Here is a 19,726-nt window from a genome sequence, read left to right as displayed (position 1 = left end):
CTTGCTAGCAGGCAAAATAAAAAAATTATTATATTTTAGGAATTTAAGGAAAACTAATGAAAAAAGTACTATTTGTTGTATTAACAGCATTATTATCGACGACGGCTTACGCTAATAATTGCATTACTTATTTAGAACAAGAAGTTTTTGATAAAGCTTTAGTTGTTTGTAACAGTGAGGCAGAGCAGGGAGATAGGGATGCTCAATATAACTTAGCACTGATGTATGCCGAAGGTGAGGGCGTCAAAGTCAATAAAGAAAAAGCGCTATATTGGTTTACTAAAGCCGCTGAACAAGGGGATGGTGATGCGCAATTTAGTATTGGGATTATGTATGCCGATGGTGAAGGTGTCAAAGTTGATAAAGAAAAAGCGCTATATTGGTATACTAAAGCCGCAGAACAAGGTGTTGGTGACGCACAATTTAATTTAGGATTGATGTATGACGATGGTGATGGTATCAAAGTTAATAAAGAAAAAGCGCTCTATTGGTATACTAAAGCCGCAGAACAAGGCATTGATGATGCGCAATATAATTTAGGATTGATGTATTACGAAGGTGAGGGTGTCGAAGTCGATAAAGAAAAAGCGCTATATTGGTATACTAAAGCCGCAGAACAAGGGGTTGGTGACGCGCAATATAATTTAGGCCTTATGTATAACGAAGGAGACGGTGTCAAAGTCGATAAAGAAAAAGCCTTCTATTGGTATACTAAAGCAGCAGAACAAGGTGTTGATTCCGCGCAATATAATTTAGGCCTTATGTATAACGAAGGAGACGGTGTCAAAGTCGATAAAGAAAAAGCGCTCTATTGGTATACTAAAGCCGCAGAACAAGGGGGGCGTGAGGCGCAAAATAATTTAGGCCTTATGTATGACGAAGGAGACGGTGTCAAAGTCGATAAAGAAAAAGCCCTCTATTGGTATACTAAAGCCGCTGAACAAGGTGTTGGTGACGCACAATTTAATTTAGGATTGATGTATGACGAAGGTGAAGGTGTCAAAGTCGATAAAGAAAAAGCGCTATATTGGTATACTAAAGCCGCTGAACAAGGGTGGCGTGGGGCGCAAAATAATTTAGGGGTTATTTATGCCGAAGGTGAGGGTGTCGAAGTCGATAAAGAAAAAGCGCTTTATTGGTATACTAAAGCCGCTGAACAAGGGGGGCGTGAGGCGCAAAATAATTTAGGCGTAATGTATCAGCAAGGCGAGGGCGTTAAAAAAGATATAGCGTTAGCCAAAAAATATTTTAAACAAGCTTGTTCACTCGGTTTAAAAGAAGGTTGTGATAATTATAATTCCATAAAGTAAACATCATTATAGAAGAGTCAATTTATGCTAAAAGAACTGTCTTACATATTAAGGCAGTTCTTTTTTTATACAGCCTCAAAATGTGATTTATTCTGTTAACACAATCACTTTTTTGATATAAATTGGCATAACAGTGATATTTTGATACGGCTCAAGATATTTGGCGTGTTAGTCATTTTATCGACTCCATAACCCGATACCGATAAGCGATTTAAAAGTACATTGTTAACAAGTAATAGATAGTAAATGTATTTTTGTTCTTTTCTTGCTAGCAGGCAAAATAAAAAAATTATTATATTTTAGGAATTTAAGGAAAACTAATGAAAAAAGTACTATTTGTTGTATTAACAGCATTATTATCGACGACAGCTTACGCTAAAAAGTGCGATATTCTATTTTATCAAGATGATAAAGTTGTAATTTCTTGTAAATTGGGGGCTGAAGAGCTAGATAAGAAAAATCAGCTATTTATAGAGCGTATGTATGACAGAAGCGACGGTGTCGAAGCCAATGCAGAAAACTCGCTCTATTGGTACACAAAAGCAGCGGAAGACGGATTTGTTGAGGCGCAATATGATTTAGCATCTATGTATGACAAAGGAGACGGTACCGAAATTAATAAAGAAAAAGCGTTATATTGGTACACAAAAGCAGCGGAACACGGATTAGTTGAGGCGCAATATGGTTTATCACGCATGTATGAATTAGGAGACGGTGTCGAAGCCAATAAAGAAAAAGTGCTCTATTGGCGCACAAAAGCAGCTGAAAAAGGGCATTTTTCGGCGCAATTAGAATTAGCATATATGTATGACCGAGGTGATGGTGTCGAAGTCAATAAAGAAAAAGCACTCAAATGGTACACTAAAGCTCAAGCAGAGAAAGAACTGTTTGATATGGCGCTTTATCCTTTAGCAGATATGTATTCCAAAGGTAATGGTGTCAAAGTCAATAAAGATAAAGCGCTCTATTGGTACACTCAAGCAGCGGAAAAAGGGCTTGATTATGCGCAATATCATTTAGCACGTATGTATGACAAAGGTGATGGTGTCGAAGCCAGTAAAGAAAAAGCGCTCTATTGGTATACAAAAGCAGCAAAACAAGGGCATGATTATGCGCAATTAGAGTTAGCATATATGTATGACCAAGGTGATGGTGTCGAAGTCAATAAAGAAAAAGCACGCTATTGGTACACTAAAGCTCAAGCAGATAAAGAATGGTTTGTGATAAATCAATATAATTTAGCACGTATGTATGACAAAGGTGACGGTGTCGAAATTAATATAGAAAAAGCACTATATTGGTATGAAAAAGCAGCAGATAATAGTAACGCTCAAGCAGTACATCAGTTAGGCATTATGTATTATGAAGGTGATGGTATTGAAAAAAATAGCGAGTTAGCTAAAAAGTATTTTGAACAAGCTTGCGAGCTAAAATTTAAAGAAAGTTGTGAGATCCTTCATAAAGGATTGTAATAAACATTATTCATAAATCACGCAAAAATAGAAATCTGCTAAAAGAACTGCTTTACATATTAAAGCAGTTCTTTTTTATACAACCTCAAAATGTCATTTATTCTGTTAACACAATTACTTTTTTGTTATAAATTGGCTCAACAGTGACACTTTGATGCGACCCAATAAGTTAGGGTGGTGTGTTAACCCTTTTATCAACCCTATAACCCGATACCGATAAGCGATTTAAAAGTGCATTGTTAACAAGTAATAGATAGTAAACGTATTTTTGTTCTTTTCTTGCCAGCAGACAAAATAAAAAAATATATTATATTTAAGGAACTTAAGGAAAACTAATGAAAAAAGTACTATTTGTTGTATTAACAGCATTATTATCGACGACAGCTTACGCTAATAATTGCGCTATTTATTTTGATCTAGATAATTTTGATAAAGCTTTTGTTGCTTGTAAACAAGAGGCTGAGCAGGGAGATACCGACGCTATGATTAACTTAGCGCTTATGTATGACCAAGGCGATCCTGTCGGAATCTATCCAGAAAAATCGCTCTATTGGTTGACACAAGCAGCGGAACACGGACGTAGTCATACGCAATATTATTTAGCAGTGATGTATGACGATGGGTACTGTGTTGAAGTCGATAAAGAAAAAGCGCTCTATTGGTATACTCAAGCAGCAAAACAAGGACTTGTTGAGGCGCAATATGATTTAGCACGTAAGTATGATAAAGGCGAGGGTGTCGAGGTCAATAAAGAAAAAGCGATATATTGGTTTACACAAGCAGCTGAACAAGGGTCTGATGAGGCGAAAAATTATTTAGGGCTTATTTATTACAAAGGAGACGGTGTCAAAGCCAATAAAGAAAAAGCGGTATATTGGTTCACTAAAGCAATGGATCAAGGGCTTGGTGAAGCGCAATATAATTTAGCACGTATGTATGACAAAGGTGACGGTGTCGAAGTCAATAAAGAAAAAGCGCTAGATTGGTATACTCAAGCAGCGAAAAAAGGAGTTCGTGTTGCGCAATATCATTTAGCACGTATATATGAAGCAGGAGACGGTGTCGAAGTCAATAAAGAACAAGCATTAGATTGGTTGATTCAAGCAGCGGAAGCAGGACTTGGTGATGCGCAATATGATTTAGCACGTATATATGACGAAGCGGACGGTGCCGAAGTCAATAAGGAAAAAGCGCTTTATTGGTACACTCAAATATTATATTCCGGGACTTATGAGCTGCAAAAAGAACTTGGGGTTATTTATGATGAAGGGTACGGTATCAAAAGCAATAAAGAAAAAGCGCTAGATTGGTTAATTCAAGCAGCGAAAGGCGGATTTCGTACAGCGCAATATGATTTAGCACATATGTATGATAGTGGGAAGGGCATTGAAGTCGATAAAGAAAAAGCACTCTATTGGTACACAAAAGCTGCAAAACAAGGGGATGTTATATCGCAATATAACATAGCCAATATGTGTTACAAAGGAGACGGTGTCGAAGTCAATAAAGAAAAAGCGTTATATTGGTATAGTCAATCGGCTCAACAGGGGGTTAGTGAGGCACAATATAAGTTAGGATTTATGTATGGCCAAGGTGACGGCATCGAAGTTGATAAAGAAAAAGCGTTATATTGGTATACTCAAGCAGCTGAACAAGGGTTTAGTCGGGCGAAATATGATTTAGGACTTATGTATGAGCAAGGTGACGGCATCGAAGTTGATAAAGGAAAAGCGATATATTGGTATAGTCAAGCGGCTGAACATGGGTTTAGTGAGGCACAATATCATTTAGGATTTATGTATGACGCAGGTCACGGCGTTGAAGCCAATAAAGAAAAAGCGTTCTATTGGTACACCAAAGCAGCGGAAAAAGGGCTTGATTATGCGCAATATCATTTAGCACGTATGTATGACAAAGGTGATGGTGTCGAAGCCAATCAAGAAAAAGCGCACTATTGGTACACTCAAGCAGCGAAAAAAGGAAATGTTACGGCGCTCAATTTGCTCATTAAAACAGCGGAAGAAGGGAATGATACGGTACAATATGATTTAGCACGTATGTATGACGAAGGAGACGGTGTCGAAGTCAATAAACAAAAAGCGCTCTATTGGTACACAAAAGCTGCCGAACAAGGGGGTGGTGGTGCACAATATTCTTTAGCACTTATGTATGACAAAGGAGACGGAATCGAAGCCAATGAAGAAAAAGCGATATATTGGTACCTTAGAGCAGCAAAACAGGGATATAGTAGTGAAGAAGGGTATTCAGATCATTTTATAGAACAAAAGCTATCATTGGTCACCCGTTTAGCAGAACAAGGCGATAGTGATGCGCAATATTTTTTAGCATGTATGTATGGAGAAGGAGACGGCGTCAAAGTCAATAAAGAAAAAGCGCGCTATTGGTACACTAAAGCAGCGGAAGCAGGGCTTACTAGTGCGCAATATGATTTAGCTTTTATGTATAGAGCAGGAGATGATATCGAAGCCAATAAAGAAAAAGCGCTCTATTGGTATACAAAAGCAGCGGAAGCAGGATTTGTTCAAGCACAACAAGATTTAGCTTTTATGTATGAAATAGGTAGCGATGTCGAAGTTAATAAAGAAACAGCGTTTTATTGGTACACAAAAGCAGCGGAACAAGGAAATGTTTGGGCGCAATATAAATTAGGGGTTATGTATGACGAAGGTGATGGTGTTGAAGTCAATAAAGAAAAAGCACGCTATTGGTACACAAAAGCTGCAGAACAAGGGGATGGTGGTGCACAATATTTTTTAGCACTTATGTATGACAAAGGTGACGGAATTGAAGCCAATGAAGAAAAAGCGATATATTGGTACCTTAGAGCAGCAAAAAATGGGTTTAGTAATGAGGAAGAGTATTCAGATCATTTTAAAAAACAAAAGCTATTATCGATCACCCGTTTAACAGAGCAAGGGGATATTACGGCGCAATTCCATTTAGCACGTATGTATGACAAAGGTGAAGGCGTCAAAGTCAATAAAGAAAAAGCGCTATATTGGTACACAAAATCAGCAGAACAAGGGCTTGTTCAAGCACAATATCAGTTAGCATATATGTATGACAAAGGTGACGGTGCCGAAGTCAATAAAGAAAAAGCGGCATATTGGTACAATGAAGTTGCGCAAGAAGAGCATACTGTTGCGCAATATGAGTTAGCACGTATGTATGACAAAGGTGACGGTATAAAAGTCGATAAAAACAAAGCACTATTTTGGTATAAAAAAGCAGCAGATAATGGTAACACTCAAGCAATACATCAGTTAGGCGTTATATATTATGAAGGTGATGGTATTGAAAAAAATAGCAAGTTAGCTAAAAAGTATTTTGAACTAGCTTGTGAGCAAAAACTTAAAGAAAGTTGCGATATCCTTCACAAAGGAATCAAATAAACATTCTTCATAAGTCAGGCAAATTAGAAATCTGTTTAAAGAACTGTCTTACATATTAAGGCAGTTCTTTTTTTATACAGTCTAAAAATGTCATTTATTGTGTTAACACAATTACTTTTTTGTTATAAATTGGCTCAACAGTGACACTTTGATGCGACCTAATAAGTTAGGGTGGTGTGTTAACCATTTTATCAACCCTATAACCCGATACCAATAAGCTATTTAAAAGTACATTGTTAACAAGTAATAGATAGTAAACGTATTTTTGTTCTTTTCTTGCCAGCAGGCAAAATAAAAAAATTATTATTATTTTTAGGAATTTAAGGAAAACTAATGAAAAAAGTACTATTTGTTGTATTAACAGCATTATTATCGACGACGGCTTACGCTAATGATTGCATTACTTATTTAGAACAAGAAGCTTTTGATAAAGCTTTAGTTGTTTGTAACAGTGAGGCAGAGCAGGGAGATAGGGATGCTCAATATAACTTAGCACTGATGTATGCCGAAGGTGAAGGTGTCGAAGTCGATAAAGAAAAAGCGTTATATTGGTATACTCAAGCAGCTGAACAAAGTCATACTCGGTCGCAATATAAATTAGGGGTTATGTATGAAAAAGGTGACGGAGTCGAAGCCAATGAAGAAAAAGCTAAATTTTGGTACTTTAGAGCAGCCGAAAATGGATATGTTAGTCCGGAAGGGTATTCAGATCATTTTAAAGAACAAAAGCTATTATTGGCTACCCGTTTAGCAGAACAAGGGGATAGTAATGCGCAACAACGTTTAGCATTGATGTATGAAGAAGGGAACTGTGTCGAAGTCAATAAAGAAAAAGCGCGCTATTGGTATACAAAAGCTGCGGAACAAGGGGAAGGTTGGGCGGGATATAAATTAGGGCTTATGTATTACAAAGGAGACGGTGTCAAAGTCGATAAAGAAAAAGCGCTCTATTGGTACACAAAAGCAGCTGAACAAAGGGTTGGGTGGGGGCAATATAATTTAGGATTGATGTATTACAAAGGAGATGGTGTCAAAGTCAATAAAGAAAAAGCGCTCTATTGGTACACTAAAGCTGCGCAAGGAGAGGTTGATGAAGCACAATATTCTTTAGCACTTATGTATGACAGAGGTGACGGAGTCGAAGCCAATGAAGAAAAAGCGGTATATTGGTACCTTAGAGCTGCAAAATATGGATTTAGTAATGAGGAAGAGTTTTCAGATCATTTTAAAGAACAAAAGCTATCATTGGTCACCCGTTTAGCAGAGCATGAATTAGTGCTGCAAGAAGATAATACGGCGCTGTTGCATTTAGCACATATGTATCAAAAAGGAGACGGCGTTGAAGCCAATCAAGAAAAAGCGCTCTATTGGTACACAAAAGCAGCAGAAATAGGGGGTAATGATGAGGTGCAATATTATTTAGCATTTTTGTATGACAGTGGTGACGGAATTGAAGTTGATAAAGAAAAAGCACTATTTTGGTATGAAAAAGCAGCAGATAATGGTAGCGCTCAAGCAATGCATAATTTAGGCGTTATGTATTATGAAGGTGACGGAATTGAAGTCGATAAAGAAAAAGCACTATTTTGGTATAAAGAAGCAGCAGATAAGGGTAACGCTCAAGCAATGTATAAATTAGGCGTTATGTATTATGAAGGTGACGGAATCGAAGTCGATAAAAACGAAGCACTATATTGGTATAAAAAAGCAGCATTTTATGATAACATTAAAGCAATGCATAATTTAGGTATTTTGTATTATGAAGGTGATGGAGTCGACGTCAATAAAGAAAAAGCGATCTATTGGTATACTAAAGCCGCTGAACAAGGGGGGCGTAAGGCGCAAAATAATTTAGGAGTAATGTATCAGCAAGGTGAAGGCGTTAAAAAAAATATAGCGTTAGCCAAAAAATATTTTAAACAAGCTTGTTCACTCGGTTTAGAAGAAGGTTGTGATAATTATAATTCCATAAAGTAAACATCATTAATCAATATAGAAGAGTCAATTTATGCTAAAAGAACTGTCTTACATATTAAGGCAGTTCTTTTTTTATACAGCCTAAAAATGTCATTTATTGTGTTAACACAATCACTTTTTTGATATAAATTGGCATAACAGTGATATTTTGATAAGGCTCAATAAATTTGGTTGGCGTGTTAACCATTTTATCAACCCCATAACCCGATACCGATAAGCGATTTAAAAGTACATTGTTAACAAGTAATAGATAGTAAACGTATTTTTGTTCTTTTCTTGCCAGCAGGCAAAATAAAAAAATTATTATATTTAAGGAATTTAAGGAAAACTAATGAAAAAAGTACTATTTGTTGTATTAACTGCATTATTATCGACGACGGCTTACGCTAATAAGTGCACTACCTATCTTGAACAAAACGATTTTGATCAAGCTTTCATTGCTTGTAACACTGAGGCTGAGCAGGGAGATAACAGAGCTCAGTTTTACTTAGCCCTTCTGTATGGCGAAGGTAAGGGAGTCGAAGCCGATAAAGGAAAATCGTTATATTGGTATACTAAAGCCGCTGAGCAAGGAGATAAGGAGGCTCAATTTTACTTAGGATTTCTGTATGGCTCTGGTGAGGGAGTCGACGTCAATAAAGAAAAAGCGTTCTATTGGTATACTAAAGCCGCTGAACAAGGATTTAGTACAGCGCAAAATAATTTAGGGGTAATGTATAATGAAGGTGAGGGTGTTGAAGAAAGTAAAGAAAAAGCACTCTATTGGTATACTAAAGCCGCAGAACAAGGGGGGCGTGAGGCGCAATATAATTTAGGGTTTATGTATGACTCTGGTGAGGGAGTCGACGTCAATAAAGAAAAAGCGTTCTATTGGTATACTAAAGCCGCTGAACAAGGTCTTGGTGACGCACAACATAGTTTAGGGGTTATGTATGACAAAGGTGATGGTGTCAAAGTCGATAAAGAAAAAGCACTATTTTGGTATAAAAAAGCAGCAGATAGTGGTTACACTGAAGCAATGCATAAATTAGGCGTTATATATTATGAAGGCGATGGTATTGAAAAAAATAGCAAGTTAGCTAAAAAGTATTTTGAACTAGCTTGTGACCGAAAATTTAAAGAAAGTTGCGATATCCTTCTTAAAGGAACCAAATAGACATTATTCATAAGTCACGCAAATCAGAAATCTGTTAAAAGGACTGTCTTACATATTAAGTCAGTTCTTTTTTTATACAGCCTCAAAATATCATTTATTCTGTTAACACAATTACTTTTTTGATATAAATTAGCTTAACAATGACATTTTAATACGGCTCAAGATATTTGGTTGGCGTGTTAGTCATTTTATCAACTCCACAACCCGATATCGATAAGCGGTTTAAAAGTACATTGTTAACGAGTAATAGATAGTAAACGTATTTTTGTTCTTTTCTTGCCAGCAGGCAAAATAAAAAAATTATTATTATTTTTAGGAATTTAAGGAAAACTAATGAAAAAAGTACTATTTGTTGTATTAACAGCATTATTATCGACGACAGCTTACGCTAATAATTGCGCTACCTATTTCGAACAAAAAGCTTTTGATAAAGCTTTTATTGCTTGTAACACTGAGGCTGAGCAGGGAGATAAAGATGCTCAGTTTAATTTAGCATTTATGTATTACAACGGCGACGGCGTCGAAGAAAATACTGAAAAAGCACTAAATTGGCTTACTCAGGCAGCGAAACAAGGGGTTTCTGTTGCGCAATATGGTTTATCACGCATGTATGAAGAAGGTGAGGGAGTCGAAGTCGATAAAGAACAAGCGCTCTATTGGCTTATTCAAGCAGCGGAAGCCGGATCTGTTCAAGCGCAATATGATTTATCCAGAAGGTTTGAACGTGAAAAATGGCGCACTAAAGCAGCAGAGCAAGGATTTGCTATTGCGCAATATGAATTAGGGCGGTCGTTCAATTTCGATAAAAATAGAGAAAAAGCGCTCTATTGGTACACTAAAGCGGCTGAACAAGGGTTTGTTTATGCGCAGCACTATGGTTTAGCCTGGATGTATGATCATGAAGGAAATAAAGAAAAAGCGCTATATTGGTATACAAAAGCTGCGGAACAAGGGGAGGGTTCGGCGCAATTAGAGTTAGCAGAGAGATATGACAAAGGTGACGGTGTTGAAGTCAATAAAGAGAAAGCAGTATATTGGTACACAAAAGCAGCAAAAAAAGGATTTGTTAAGGCGCAATATTATTTAGCAGTTTTGAATAATGAAAGTGACGATGTCATAGCAGAGCTAATAAAAAGGGGACATAGAAAAATCACTGGACCGGAATATGAAATTGCTCAAGCGCAATATCGTTTAGCAGAACTGTATGACAAAGGTGACGGTCTCGAAGTTAATAAAGATAAAACGGTATATTGGCTCAGTAACGCAATGAAAAAAGAGCTTGGTGAAACACAATATTATTTAGCAAAAGCTTATAACGAAGGTGACGGTGGTTTCGAAGTCGATAAAGAAAAAGCACTATTTTGGTATAAAAAATCAATAGATAATGGTAACACTGAAGCAATGCATAATTTAGGCGTTATGTATTATAAAGGTGATGGTATTGAAAAAAATAGCGAGTTAGCTAAAAAGTATTTTGAACTAGCTTGTGAGCAAAAACTTAAAAAAAGTTGCGATATTCTTCACAAAGGAATCAAATAAACATTATTCATAAGTCAGGCAAACTTGAAACCTGTTTAAAGAACTGTCTTATATATTAAGGCAGTTCTTTTAATAAAGATAAATTTAAGAAGCTCTATTCTGTTATCACAATTGCTTTTTTAATATAAATTGGATCAACAGGGACATTTTGATGTGGACCAACGCGTTTGGTCGGGGTGTTAACAATTTTATCAACTACATCCATGCCTTTAGTGACCTTGCCAAATACAGCATAACCATATTTTTCCGGCGATTGATAGTTTAAAAAGTCATTGTTTTCAACATTAATAAAAAATTGGCTGGTTGCGCTATCAACGGCATTAGTTCTTGCCATTGCAATAGTACCACGATCGTTTTTCAAACCGTTTTCAGCTTCATTTTTTATCGGTGCATTACCATTTTTGAATTTTAATTGATCATCTGCACCCCCGCCTTGAATCATAAAATGAGGAATGACTCGATGAAAAGTTAAATTTTCATAAAAACCACTGTTGACATAATCAAGAAAGTTTTTAGTGGTAATCGGCGCATGTTCGCTATCTAATTCTATTTCAATGTCACCCATGCTGGTTTGTAGTAAAACTTTGGTATCCGCATAACTAAAGGCAGAAAAAAAAGTTATTAGCAATGATATTAATAACACTTTGATTTTATTCATATGTTAATTCCTTAATCCAATATTGTCGGCTGATTATACCGAATATTAGATTATTTGAAATAACAAATTAGAAAAATTAGAAAAAATTTTGTATAGCATCTTCCAGTTTTATTTATTGAAATCTCTAAATTATTTTTTAACGTTATGATGAAACTGTTTTTAGTTTTCGATATAAAAACGCTGTTTGCTCGTTTTTACTAAAACGTATATAGTTTCTGAAAGTTTTTGACAAGCATTTTAAGGTTGAGGTAAAACGTTTTGGCTTTAGCCAATAAGGCGATTTTAGAAAATCATAATAAGCAGATATGTTTATACTAAAACGTATATATTTTCTGAAAGTTTTTGATAAGCATTTTCAAGCTGAGGTAAAACGTTTTGGCTTTAGCCAATAAGGCGATTTTAGAAAATCATAATAACCAGATATTTTTATACTGAAACGTATATATTTTCTGAAAGTTTTTGACAAGCATTTTAAGGTTGAGGTAAAACGTTTTGGCTTTAGCCAATAAGGCGATTTTAGAAATTCATAATAACCAGACATTTTTATACTGAAACATATATATTTTCTGAAAGTTTTTGACAAGCATTTTAAGGTTGAGGTAAAACGTTTTGGCTTTAGCCAATAAGGCAATTTTAGAAAATCATAATAAACAGATGTTTTTATACTGAAACGTATATGTTTTCTGAAAGTTTTTGACAAGTATTTTTAGGCTGAGGTAAAACCTTTTGGCTTTAGCTAATAAGGCGATTTTAGAAAATCATAATAACCAGATAGGTTTATACTAAAACGTATATATTTTCTGAAAGTTTTTGATAAGCATTTTCAAGCTGCGGTAAAACGTTTTGGCTTTAGCCAATAAGGCGATTTTAGAAAATCACAATAAACAGATATTTTTATACTAAAACGTATATGTTTTCTGAAAGTTTTTGACAGACAATGACAGGTGGTTTGTATGCGTTGTGTCTTGTGTAATATGCCTTTATTTTTGCCTTTGCATGGTATTTGTAGTCAATGTTTAAAAAATTTACCTAAATTTAATAAAGTCTGCCCCCAATGCGCTTTACCCCATTCACTACCGACGGCCATATGCTATCGTTGTCGGGATAATACACCTTATTGGGATGAGCTAATTGCGGTAACGGAATATATCGATCCGTTAAAAAAATTGATACATCGTTTAAAGTTTTATCATCAAATTGAATTAAATCAGGCGTTAGCAAGATTGATGTTGTTAGCATGGTATCAAAGACGATTAAATAGTGGTTTGGCTAAACCGGACATCGTTACCTGTGTGCCACTGCATCATATTCGGTACTGGTATCGTGGATTTAATCAAGCGCAATTATTGGCTAAACCCATAGCAAAATGGTTAAGTTGTTATTTTGATCCAGCTCTGTTATCACGTCATCAGTTTGCTCACGATCAAAAAGATTTATCGCTTAAGCAACGACAAAATAATGTACAAACGCTTTTTACTTGCCGGCCTAGTGTGAGTAATAAATCGATTTTACTTATTGATGATATTGTTACAACAGGCAATACGATTAACGCTATTAGCCAACAATTAAAAAACAGTGGTGCAGCTAAAATTCAAGTGTTGTGTTTGTGTCGTACGATCTTGTAAAATCGAAAACAAGCCCTATAATAACCAAGAAAGTTAGTCAACTATTATGATAAATGGTGCATACGATAGTCGAACGTACAATTGCACCAAAGTGAGGGGTTATGTCAATTATCACTATTTCTGAATCAGCACAACAGCACTTTAAAAAATTGCTTGCCAATCAACCGGAAGGGACGCAAATTCGTGTATTTGTTATCAATCCTGGCACGCCTTCTGCGGAGTGTGGTGTATCATATTGTCCAGCTGATACGATTGAAGATAACGATATTGAAGAAAAGCAAACGGGTTTTTCGGTTTATATTGATGAGCTCAGTGCCCCTTTTTTAGAAGAGACCGTCATTGATTATGTGACCGATGAACTCGGCGCTCAACTCACCTTAAAAGCCCCTAATTCGAAAATGAAAAAAGTGGCAGATGACGCCCCGTTAATTGAACGGGTGAATTATGTGATTCAAGCACAAGTTAATCCTCAGCTAGCTAGTCATGGTGGGCATGTAAGTTTAGTTGAGTTAACCGAAGATAATTATGCCATATTACAATTTGGCGGTGGTTGTAACGGTTGTTCTATGGTTGATTACACCTTAAAAGAAGGGATTGAAAAACAGCTATTAGCTCAATTTCCCGAATTGGCTGGGGTAAAAGATATTACTGAACATCACGCCGGAAGTCATTCTTATTGTTAAAAAATTTTTGATTTAAACCTTGCTTATTGCTGGGATTAAGTCATAATCGGGTGATGTGTGTCAATTCATTTTATGATGGGGTTATATGAATCAAGTTAGTATTATTTCAGATCTTATCGTTTGGATTGAAAAAAATCTGGAGCAACCGTTATCAATTGATCACGTTGCGCAAAAATCAGGTTATTCAAAATGGCATTTACAACGTATGTTTAAAGAGGTAACAGGTCAAGTGCTTGGTACTTACATACGTCACCGTCGGCTTACTTACGCTGCGCTCTCTTTACGTATGACCAGTAAGCCTATTTTAGATATTGCAATGCAGTATCGCTTTGATTCACAACAAACCTTTACCCGTTCTTTTAAAAAGCAATTTAACGAAACACCGGCAAGTTATCGACGCGGTGAATATTGGGATCCAATTGGTTTAACGCCGGCAATTGAGTTAAACAAAGATCAATTAACCCTACCCGAACCGAAATTTGTTAATATGCCTAAGCAGACATTTTGGGGAATTAGCTACAAAAATAACTGTAATTTGAGTCAATTATTAGATGAAGAGAACAAGTTACGAGCGCAGTTCTTCCATAATTATTTATCTCGTTATTCTCATAAAAAAGAGAATTTACCGGATAAAATTTATGCTTTTAGTCGTATTTTAAAAAGCAAAGATAATGCTAATGAGCAAGAGCTACTTTATACCATTGCTTTAGAACATAATAATAATCTTGAGCATATCGAACAAATTGTTAGCGAAGGTGGTTTGTATCTGTGCTTTAAATATATCGGGGCGCCGGAAAACTTTAGTGATTTTATTTCACAAGTTCATTTAGCGGCAATGCCAGCTTTAAAAGTTCGCTTACGTAGTTCAAGTTGTATAATCGAAATTCACCATAATCATCATGATGATAGTGTTCACTCACTAAAGGATATTAAAAGCATGGAGTGTGATTATTGTGTGCCTGTTGTGACCGAGAACGAAGTAAATATCCAACAAAATTTATAACGCCAATTTTGCTGTAGAGCAACCGTGACCGGGTGCTTTTAACTGTCTGATTTTAATAAAATATTCTCAAGCCAGGTTTTAAACTCTGGTGTTGCCTCTTTCAGGCTATTTGAGCCTCGGGTCACTGTTGCAATGCCGATTTTTAATTGTTCTTTTAATTGACGCTGATTAATTGAGCCGTCAAGTAGCGAACGAACTATTTTAACGCGTGTGATGAGCGCATCACGCTCATCAGCAGTCATTAATAATTTCAATATATCAAGTGAGTAACCGTCATTAAATGCTTGGTGTAATATTTCAACTGTCTGTTTCCATTCTTTAGTTTTCATTGTGTTCACCATTAATAGTGTTTACTAAATTCATTTTCCGTTAAGATTTTACTCTTTTTCTGACCTAAAATTGTTTGGTAAATATAATCATAAACTAATATATTTTTGACATAATTCCGGGTTTCGGTAAAAGGTATACTATCGATAAAGGCGACTGCATCGAGTTTTCCGCCACTTTTACTTAACCATTTTTTAACCCGACTAGGTCCTGCATTGTAAGCAGCAGAAGCTAAAATGCGATTTCTGTCATTTTGCTCATATACTTTATTTAAAAAGTAACTACCTAATAAAACGTTGGTTTGTGGTTCAAATAATTGAGATTGCGAGTAATAAGTCACTGAACTAACTTTTGCCGCAGTCTCCTTAGCAGTGGCTGGCATCAACTGCATTAAACCACTCGCCCCGGCAGGCGATTGAATTGCTGTGTTAAAAGCGCTTTCCTGACGAGTGATAGCTAAAGCATAAGATAACGGAATGGTTTTATCTTTTAAGGCATCTTTATACAGCCCTAAGTACATTATCGGTAAGCGTTCAGTCCAATTATCCCATAGTTTACCGGAAATTGTGGCTAAAATACTTAAATCGCCCCAACCTTTCTGATGAGCATATATGGCTAGATCTAAATATGCTTTCGCTTGAGTCTCATTTTTTAAGACCGCACGCCATTCGGCAACCGACTCGGACATCATACCTAATAATCTTAACTCTTTTATTCTTTTTACCGCAAGTTGATTGTCGTATTTGCTGTTAAGTGTATTGATTTGAGCAGATGATGGGGTTTTCGATTGATTATTAACAATATAAGGTTTTTTAAGCGTTTGAGCACTTATCATGCCGTAAAAACCACGATTAGTCTTCAATTTTTCTAAAATTTCATGGGCTTGTTTGGTCTCTTTCTTATCTAATAGCACACGCGCTTGCCAATATTGCCAGTCCTCTTTTAATTGATCTTCAGGCGTAAGTTGTGTTAGCCAATAGGCTAAATCTTTATAGTTGTTGTCATCGATTGCCTTACGAATGCGTTTTTCAACTAAGGTGGTATCATGACTTTGAGCAATATAATCATCTCGCCATTTTATTTGTTCATCGGTTGCAAGATCACTGAAATAACTATTAGCCAGACTTTTTCGTAGCAGGTTTTGCTCGGTTTGAGACAGTTTTTGCTTTTCAATTAATTGTGGCAATAAAGTTGCCGCTACATTCATATCGGCTTTAGCTAACCGTGGAAAAGTTGCCATAACAATTTTTTTAGTAAACGGACTGGCGCCAATATTTTTAGAAAAGTCTTCTATTTTTCGAGGATTTTCTAATAGGGCTAATAAATGCGTTTTCGTGGTTTGATAATTTGCATCTAATTGGTTGGCTAAATAACGTGCCAACTTAAGGTTGTTTGCTTCAAACGCAAGTTCGACACGTAATAAAATCATATTTGCGGTGCGTTTTCCACTTTTAGACCAGACATCAAGTAGCGGATCGCAGGCGGAAGGAAGCTCTTTGCCTGTCTTCCATAATGATTCGACCGAATCGAGGACGTCTTGTTTATTGTTTAGTTGTAATAATGCATATTGATTTCGGCAAAAGGACGAAGTTGAATCATCTTTGGGAAACGAGATAATCGCTGACCAATCTTTTCGATTGGTTAATTCGGTTAGATATGTTTGAGTGAGCGAAGATGTTAATGGAAAGTTTGGATATTGACGGACAAAATTACTGACTAAATCAGGACTAACCGTTTTGCGATTAAGTTGAAAAAACTGTGCGGCTGCATAAGGGTATAATGGATAGTCTGTTAGTGTATTGAGCAGTTTGAATTGTTCATCATAACTCAGTGTTTGATAGGTATTTTGCCATTTTTTGAAACTTTCTCTTAACGTAATTTGAGTATTATTTGCCCATACATTATTTGTCACTAATAAACTAACGATCAAGAAACATCGAAATACAAAACTCATTTTCTAACCCCTGCATCAAATTGGAGTGCTAGATTAGCATATTTTGTTATCAATCGTCGATGAAAGAAGCGATAGATTAATTCCCACTAAAATAGTCAACTAAATACTTGACTAAAATTAAAGGAAATATAAAATATTCACATTACACACAGGGGAATGATTAATGAAATTGACATCAAAAGGGCGATATGCGGTAACCGCAATGTTAGATGTGGCATTGCATTCACAATCAGGCCCTGTATCACTCGCTGATATTTCAGAACGTCAGGAAATATCACTATCTTATCTTGAACAACTATTTTCTCGTTTACGTAAAAATGGCTTAGTAACCAGTGTTCGTGGTCCGGGTGGCGGTTACGTTCTCAGCCGTAGTATGGATCAAATCGCCATAAGCTCAATTGTGAAAGCCGTAAATGAAACCGTTCATGCAACAAAATGTCATGGTCAAGATGGGTGTCAAGGCGGTGTAAGATGTTTAACCCACTCTTTATGGAATGACTTAAGCGAGCGCATTGAAGAGTTTTTAACCAGTATCACGCTAAGTGAACTAGTCAACAATAAAGAAGTTAAAGCAGTAGCGAATCGACAAAGTCATATCCAACACGTCACAATTAGTTAAGAACTATTATACAGATATACAGAATTTGTTTTTTGGGAGCAGTTAATGAAATTACCTATTTATATGGATTACGCAGCAACAACGCCTGTTGATCCTAGAGTTGCTGACAAAATGATGCAATATTTAACCTTAGATGGTATTTTTGGTAATCCGGCATCTCGTTCACATAAATTTGGTTGGCAAGCCGAAGAAGCGGTTGATATTGCCCGTAACCAAATTGCCGATCTTATTGGCGCTGATTCACGGGAAATTGTTTTTACCTCTGGGGCAACTGAGGCTGATAATCTGGCTATCAAAGGCGCAGCGCATTTTAATAAAGCCAAAGGTAAACACATCATAACTTGTAAAACTGAACATAAAGCCGTACTTGATACTTGCCGTCAACTTGAGCGAGAAGGGTATGAAGTGACTTATTTAGCCCCGGAATCTGACGGCATACTTGATCTTAATAAGCTTGCACAGGCGATGCGTAGCGATACGACCGTTGTCTCGATTATGCATGTCAATAATGAAACCGGCGTGATACAAGATATTGAAAAAATCGGTGAAATGTGCCGTGAAAGAGGCATTGTTTTTCATGTTGATGCCACTCAAGCTGTGGGTAAATTACCGATTGATGTATCGAAATTAAAAGTCGATTTAATGTCATTTTCCGGTCACAAAATCTATGGACCAAAAGGCATCGGTGGGCTTTATGTACGACGTAAACCACGGGTACGCATTGAAGCACAAATGCATGGTGGTGGTCATGAGCGTGGTATGCGTTCGGGTACATTACCTGTACATCAAATTGTTGGCATGGGCGAAGCCTACCGTATTGCCAAAGAGGAAATGGCAACTGAAATGCCACGATTATTAGCCCTAAAAAATCGGTTATGGAATGGTTTAAAAGATATTGAAGAAGTGTACTTAAATGGCTCTTTAGAGCATAGCGCACCAAATATCTTAAATGTTAGCTTTGCTTATATTGAGGGCGAATCATTAATGATGGCATTAAAAGATTTAGCAGTGTCCTCCGGCTCTGCCTGTACATCGGCAAGCTTAGAGCCTTCTTATGTACTGCGTGCATTAGGACTTAATGATGAGCTTGCCCATAGCTCGATTCGTTTTTCATTAGGACGATTTAGTACAGAAGAAGAAGTTGATTATGTCATTAAATTGATTAAAGACTCTATCGATAAGTTAAGGGATCTTTCCCCACTTTGGGAAATGTTTAAAGATGGTGTTGATTTAACGACAATCAAATGGTCAGCCCATTAAAATTAGGAGTAAATTATGGCATATAGCGAAAAAGTCGTTGATCATTATGAAAACCCTCGTAATGTGGGTTCATTCGATCAAAATGATCCTAATGTTGGTAGTGGTATGGTCGGTGCGCCAGCATGTGGTGATGTAATGCGACTACAAATCAAAGTTAACGATGAAGGCATTATTGAAGATGCTAAATTTAAAACCTATGGTTGTGGTAGTGCGATTGCTTCGAGCTCTTTAGTGACCGAATGGATCAAAGGTAAATCGCTCGATGAAGCGCAAGCGATTAAAAATACCGATATTGCCAAAGAGCTGGCATTGCCGCCGGTTAAAATTCACTGTTCAATTTTAGCCGAAGATGCAATTAAAGCAGCAATTGATGACTATAAAACTAAAAAAGGACAACGTTAATGGCAATTACATTAACTACTAGCGCAGCCAATCGAGTTCAAGCGTTTTTAGCTAATCGCGGAAAAGGCGTTGGGCTCAGACTTGGCATTAAAACATCAGGTTGTTCGGGTATGGCTTATGTTTTAGAGTTTGCCGATACAATTAACGATGATGATAGCGTTTTTGAAGACAAAGATGTAAAAGTCATCGTCGATAAAAAAAGTTTAGTTTACATTGACGGCACCGAACTTGATTTTGTCAAAGAAGGCTTAAACGAAGGCTTTAAATTTAATAATCCTAATGCGCATAACGAATGTGGTTGTGGCGAAAGCTTTAATGTTTAATTGGA

The 19,726-nt window shown here is 36.5% G+C and carries 16 protein-coding genes; 13 read left to right on the top strand and 3 right to left on the bottom strand.

What is annotated here, in order from left to right; all coding sequences use genetic code 11:
• Nucleotides 1-56 precede the first annotated feature (56 nt).
• From J3U74_RS07225 to J3U74_RS07200, 6 genes are all read left to right on the top strand, one after another.
• Nucleotides 57-1,310, top strand: coding sequence for a tetratricopeptide repeat protein (locus J3U74_RS07225; protein WP_267337961.1), 1,254 nt, complete (start codon nt 57-59; stop codon nt 1,308-1,310).
• 320 nt (nt 1,311-1,630) lie between these two features.
• Entirely contained in the window at nt 1,631-2,782 is a 1,152-nt protein-coding gene (locus tag J3U74_RS07220) for an SEL1-like repeat protein (RefSeq protein WP_267328889.1), read from the top strand.
• A gap of 335 nt (nt 2,783-3,117) precedes the next feature.
• Nucleotides 3,118-6,195 (top strand): tetratricopeptide repeat protein, encoded by a 3,078-nt coding sequence (locus J3U74_RS07215; RefSeq protein ID WP_267328924.1) that lies wholly within the window; start codon nt 3,118-3,120, stop codon nt 6,193-6,195.
• A 333-nt stretch (nt 6,196-6,528) separates the two neighbouring features.
• Nucleotides 6,529-8,172: a tetratricopeptide repeat protein gene (locus J3U74_RS07210; RefSeq protein WP_267337962.1), complete on the top strand. Its 1,644-nt coding sequence runs from the start codon at nt 6,529-6,531 to the stop codon at nt 8,170-8,172.
• Between the two features lie 331 nt (nt 8,173-8,503).
• On the top strand, nt 8,504-9,328 hold the full coding sequence (locus tag J3U74_RS07205) for a tetratricopeptide repeat protein (protein WP_267328882.1): 825 nt from the start codon (nt 8,504-8,506) through the stop codon (nt 9,326-9,328).
• Between the two features lie 333 nt (nt 9,329-9,661).
• A complete protein-coding gene (locus tag J3U74_RS07200; protein WP_267337963.1) occupies nt 9,662-10,867 on the top strand; it encodes a tetratricopeptide repeat protein in 1,206 nt (401 codons plus the stop codon).
• A 94-nt stretch (nt 10,868-10,961) separates the two neighbouring features.
• On the opposite strand, the gene J3U74_RS07195 is transcribed toward J3U74_RS07200, so the two are convergent.
• Nucleotides 10,962-11,525, bottom strand: coding sequence for a peptidylprolyl isomerase (locus J3U74_RS07195; protein ID WP_220218623.1), 564 nt, complete (start codon nt 11,523-11,525; stop codon nt 10,962-10,964).
• Between the two features lie 953 nt (nt 11,526-12,478).
• On the opposite strand from J3U74_RS07195, the gene J3U74_RS07190 reads away from it, so the two are divergent.
• The 3 genes from J3U74_RS07190 (at nt 12,479) to robA (ending at nt 14,836) form a co-directional block, all read left to right on the top strand.
• On the top strand, nt 12,479-13,150 hold the full coding sequence (locus tag J3U74_RS07190; protein ID WP_267329598.1) for a phosphoribosyltransferase family protein: 672 nt from the start codon (nt 12,479-12,481) through the stop codon (nt 13,148-13,150).
• A gap of 101 nt (nt 13,151-13,251) precedes the next feature.
• On the top strand, nt 13,252-13,833 hold the full coding sequence (gene nfuA, locus J3U74_RS07185; protein ID WP_267329599.1) for a Fe-S biogenesis protein NfuA: 582 nt from the start codon (nt 13,252-13,254) through the stop codon (nt 13,831-13,833).
• An 85-nt stretch (nt 13,834-13,918) separates the two neighbouring features.
• The gene (robA, locus tag J3U74_RS07180) at nt 13,919-14,836 is read left to right on the top strand and encodes an MDR efflux pump AcrAB transcriptional activator RobA (RefSeq protein ID WP_220218625.1); all 918 of its coding nucleotides are present in this window, start codon (nt 13,919-13,921) and stop codon (nt 14,834-14,836) included.
• Nucleotides 14,837-14,874: 38 nt separating this feature from the next.
• Here the strand turns inward: robA and trpR are convergent, their stop codons facing one another.
• Both trpR and sltY read right to left on the bottom strand, forming a co-directional pair.
• Nucleotides 14,875-15,165 (bottom strand): trp operon repressor, encoded by a 291-nt coding sequence (gene trpR, locus J3U74_RS07175; RefSeq protein WP_220218626.1) that lies wholly within the window; start codon nt 15,163-15,165, stop codon nt 14,875-14,877.
• Nucleotides 15,166-15,176: 11 nt separating this feature from the next.
• On the bottom strand, nt 15,177-17,117 hold the full coding sequence (sltY, locus tag J3U74_RS07170) for a murein transglycosylase (protein WP_267329600.1): 1,941 nt from the start codon (nt 17,115-17,117) through the stop codon (nt 15,177-15,179).
• 163 nt (nt 17,118-17,280) lie between these two features.
• Between sltY and iscR the strand changes: the two genes are divergently transcribed.
• From iscR to iscA, 4 genes are read left to right on the top strand one after another with little or no spacing between them, the layout of a single operon-like run.
• The gene (gene iscR / locus J3U74_RS07165) at nt 17,281-17,736 is read left to right on the top strand and encodes a Fe-S cluster assembly transcriptional regulator IscR (RefSeq protein ID WP_220218628.1); all 456 of its coding nucleotides are present in this window, start codon (nt 17,281-17,283) and stop codon (nt 17,734-17,736) included.
• A 45-nt stretch (nt 17,737-17,781) separates the two neighbouring features.
• A complete protein-coding gene (locus tag J3U74_RS07160; protein ID WP_220218629.1) occupies nt 17,782-18,996 on the top strand; it encodes an IscS subfamily cysteine desulfurase in 1,215 nt (404 codons plus the stop codon).
• A 15-nt stretch (nt 18,997-19,011) separates the two neighbouring features.
• Nucleotides 19,012-19,398, top strand: coding sequence for a Fe-S cluster assembly scaffold IscU (iscU, locus tag J3U74_RS07155; protein WP_220218630.1), 387 nt, complete (start codon nt 19,012-19,014; stop codon nt 19,396-19,398).
• Nucleotides 19,398-19,721, top strand: a complete 324-nt coding sequence (gene iscA, locus J3U74_RS07150) for an iron-sulfur cluster assembly protein IscA (RefSeq protein WP_267329601.1) — start codon at nt 19,398-19,400, stop codon at nt 19,719-19,721. Before iscU ends, iscA begins: the two co-directional genes overlap by 1 nt.
• Nucleotides 19,722-19,726: the final 5 nt, after the last annotated feature.

It is taken from the genome of Gilliamella sp. B3892, from assembly GCF_026536305.1.
Classification (GTDB): domain Bacteria; phylum Pseudomonadota; class Gammaproteobacteria; order Enterobacterales; family Orbaceae; genus Gilliamella.
The sequence above is the reverse complement of the archived record's forward strand: the minus strand, read 5'-3'. Positions and strand labels throughout refer to the sequence as shown.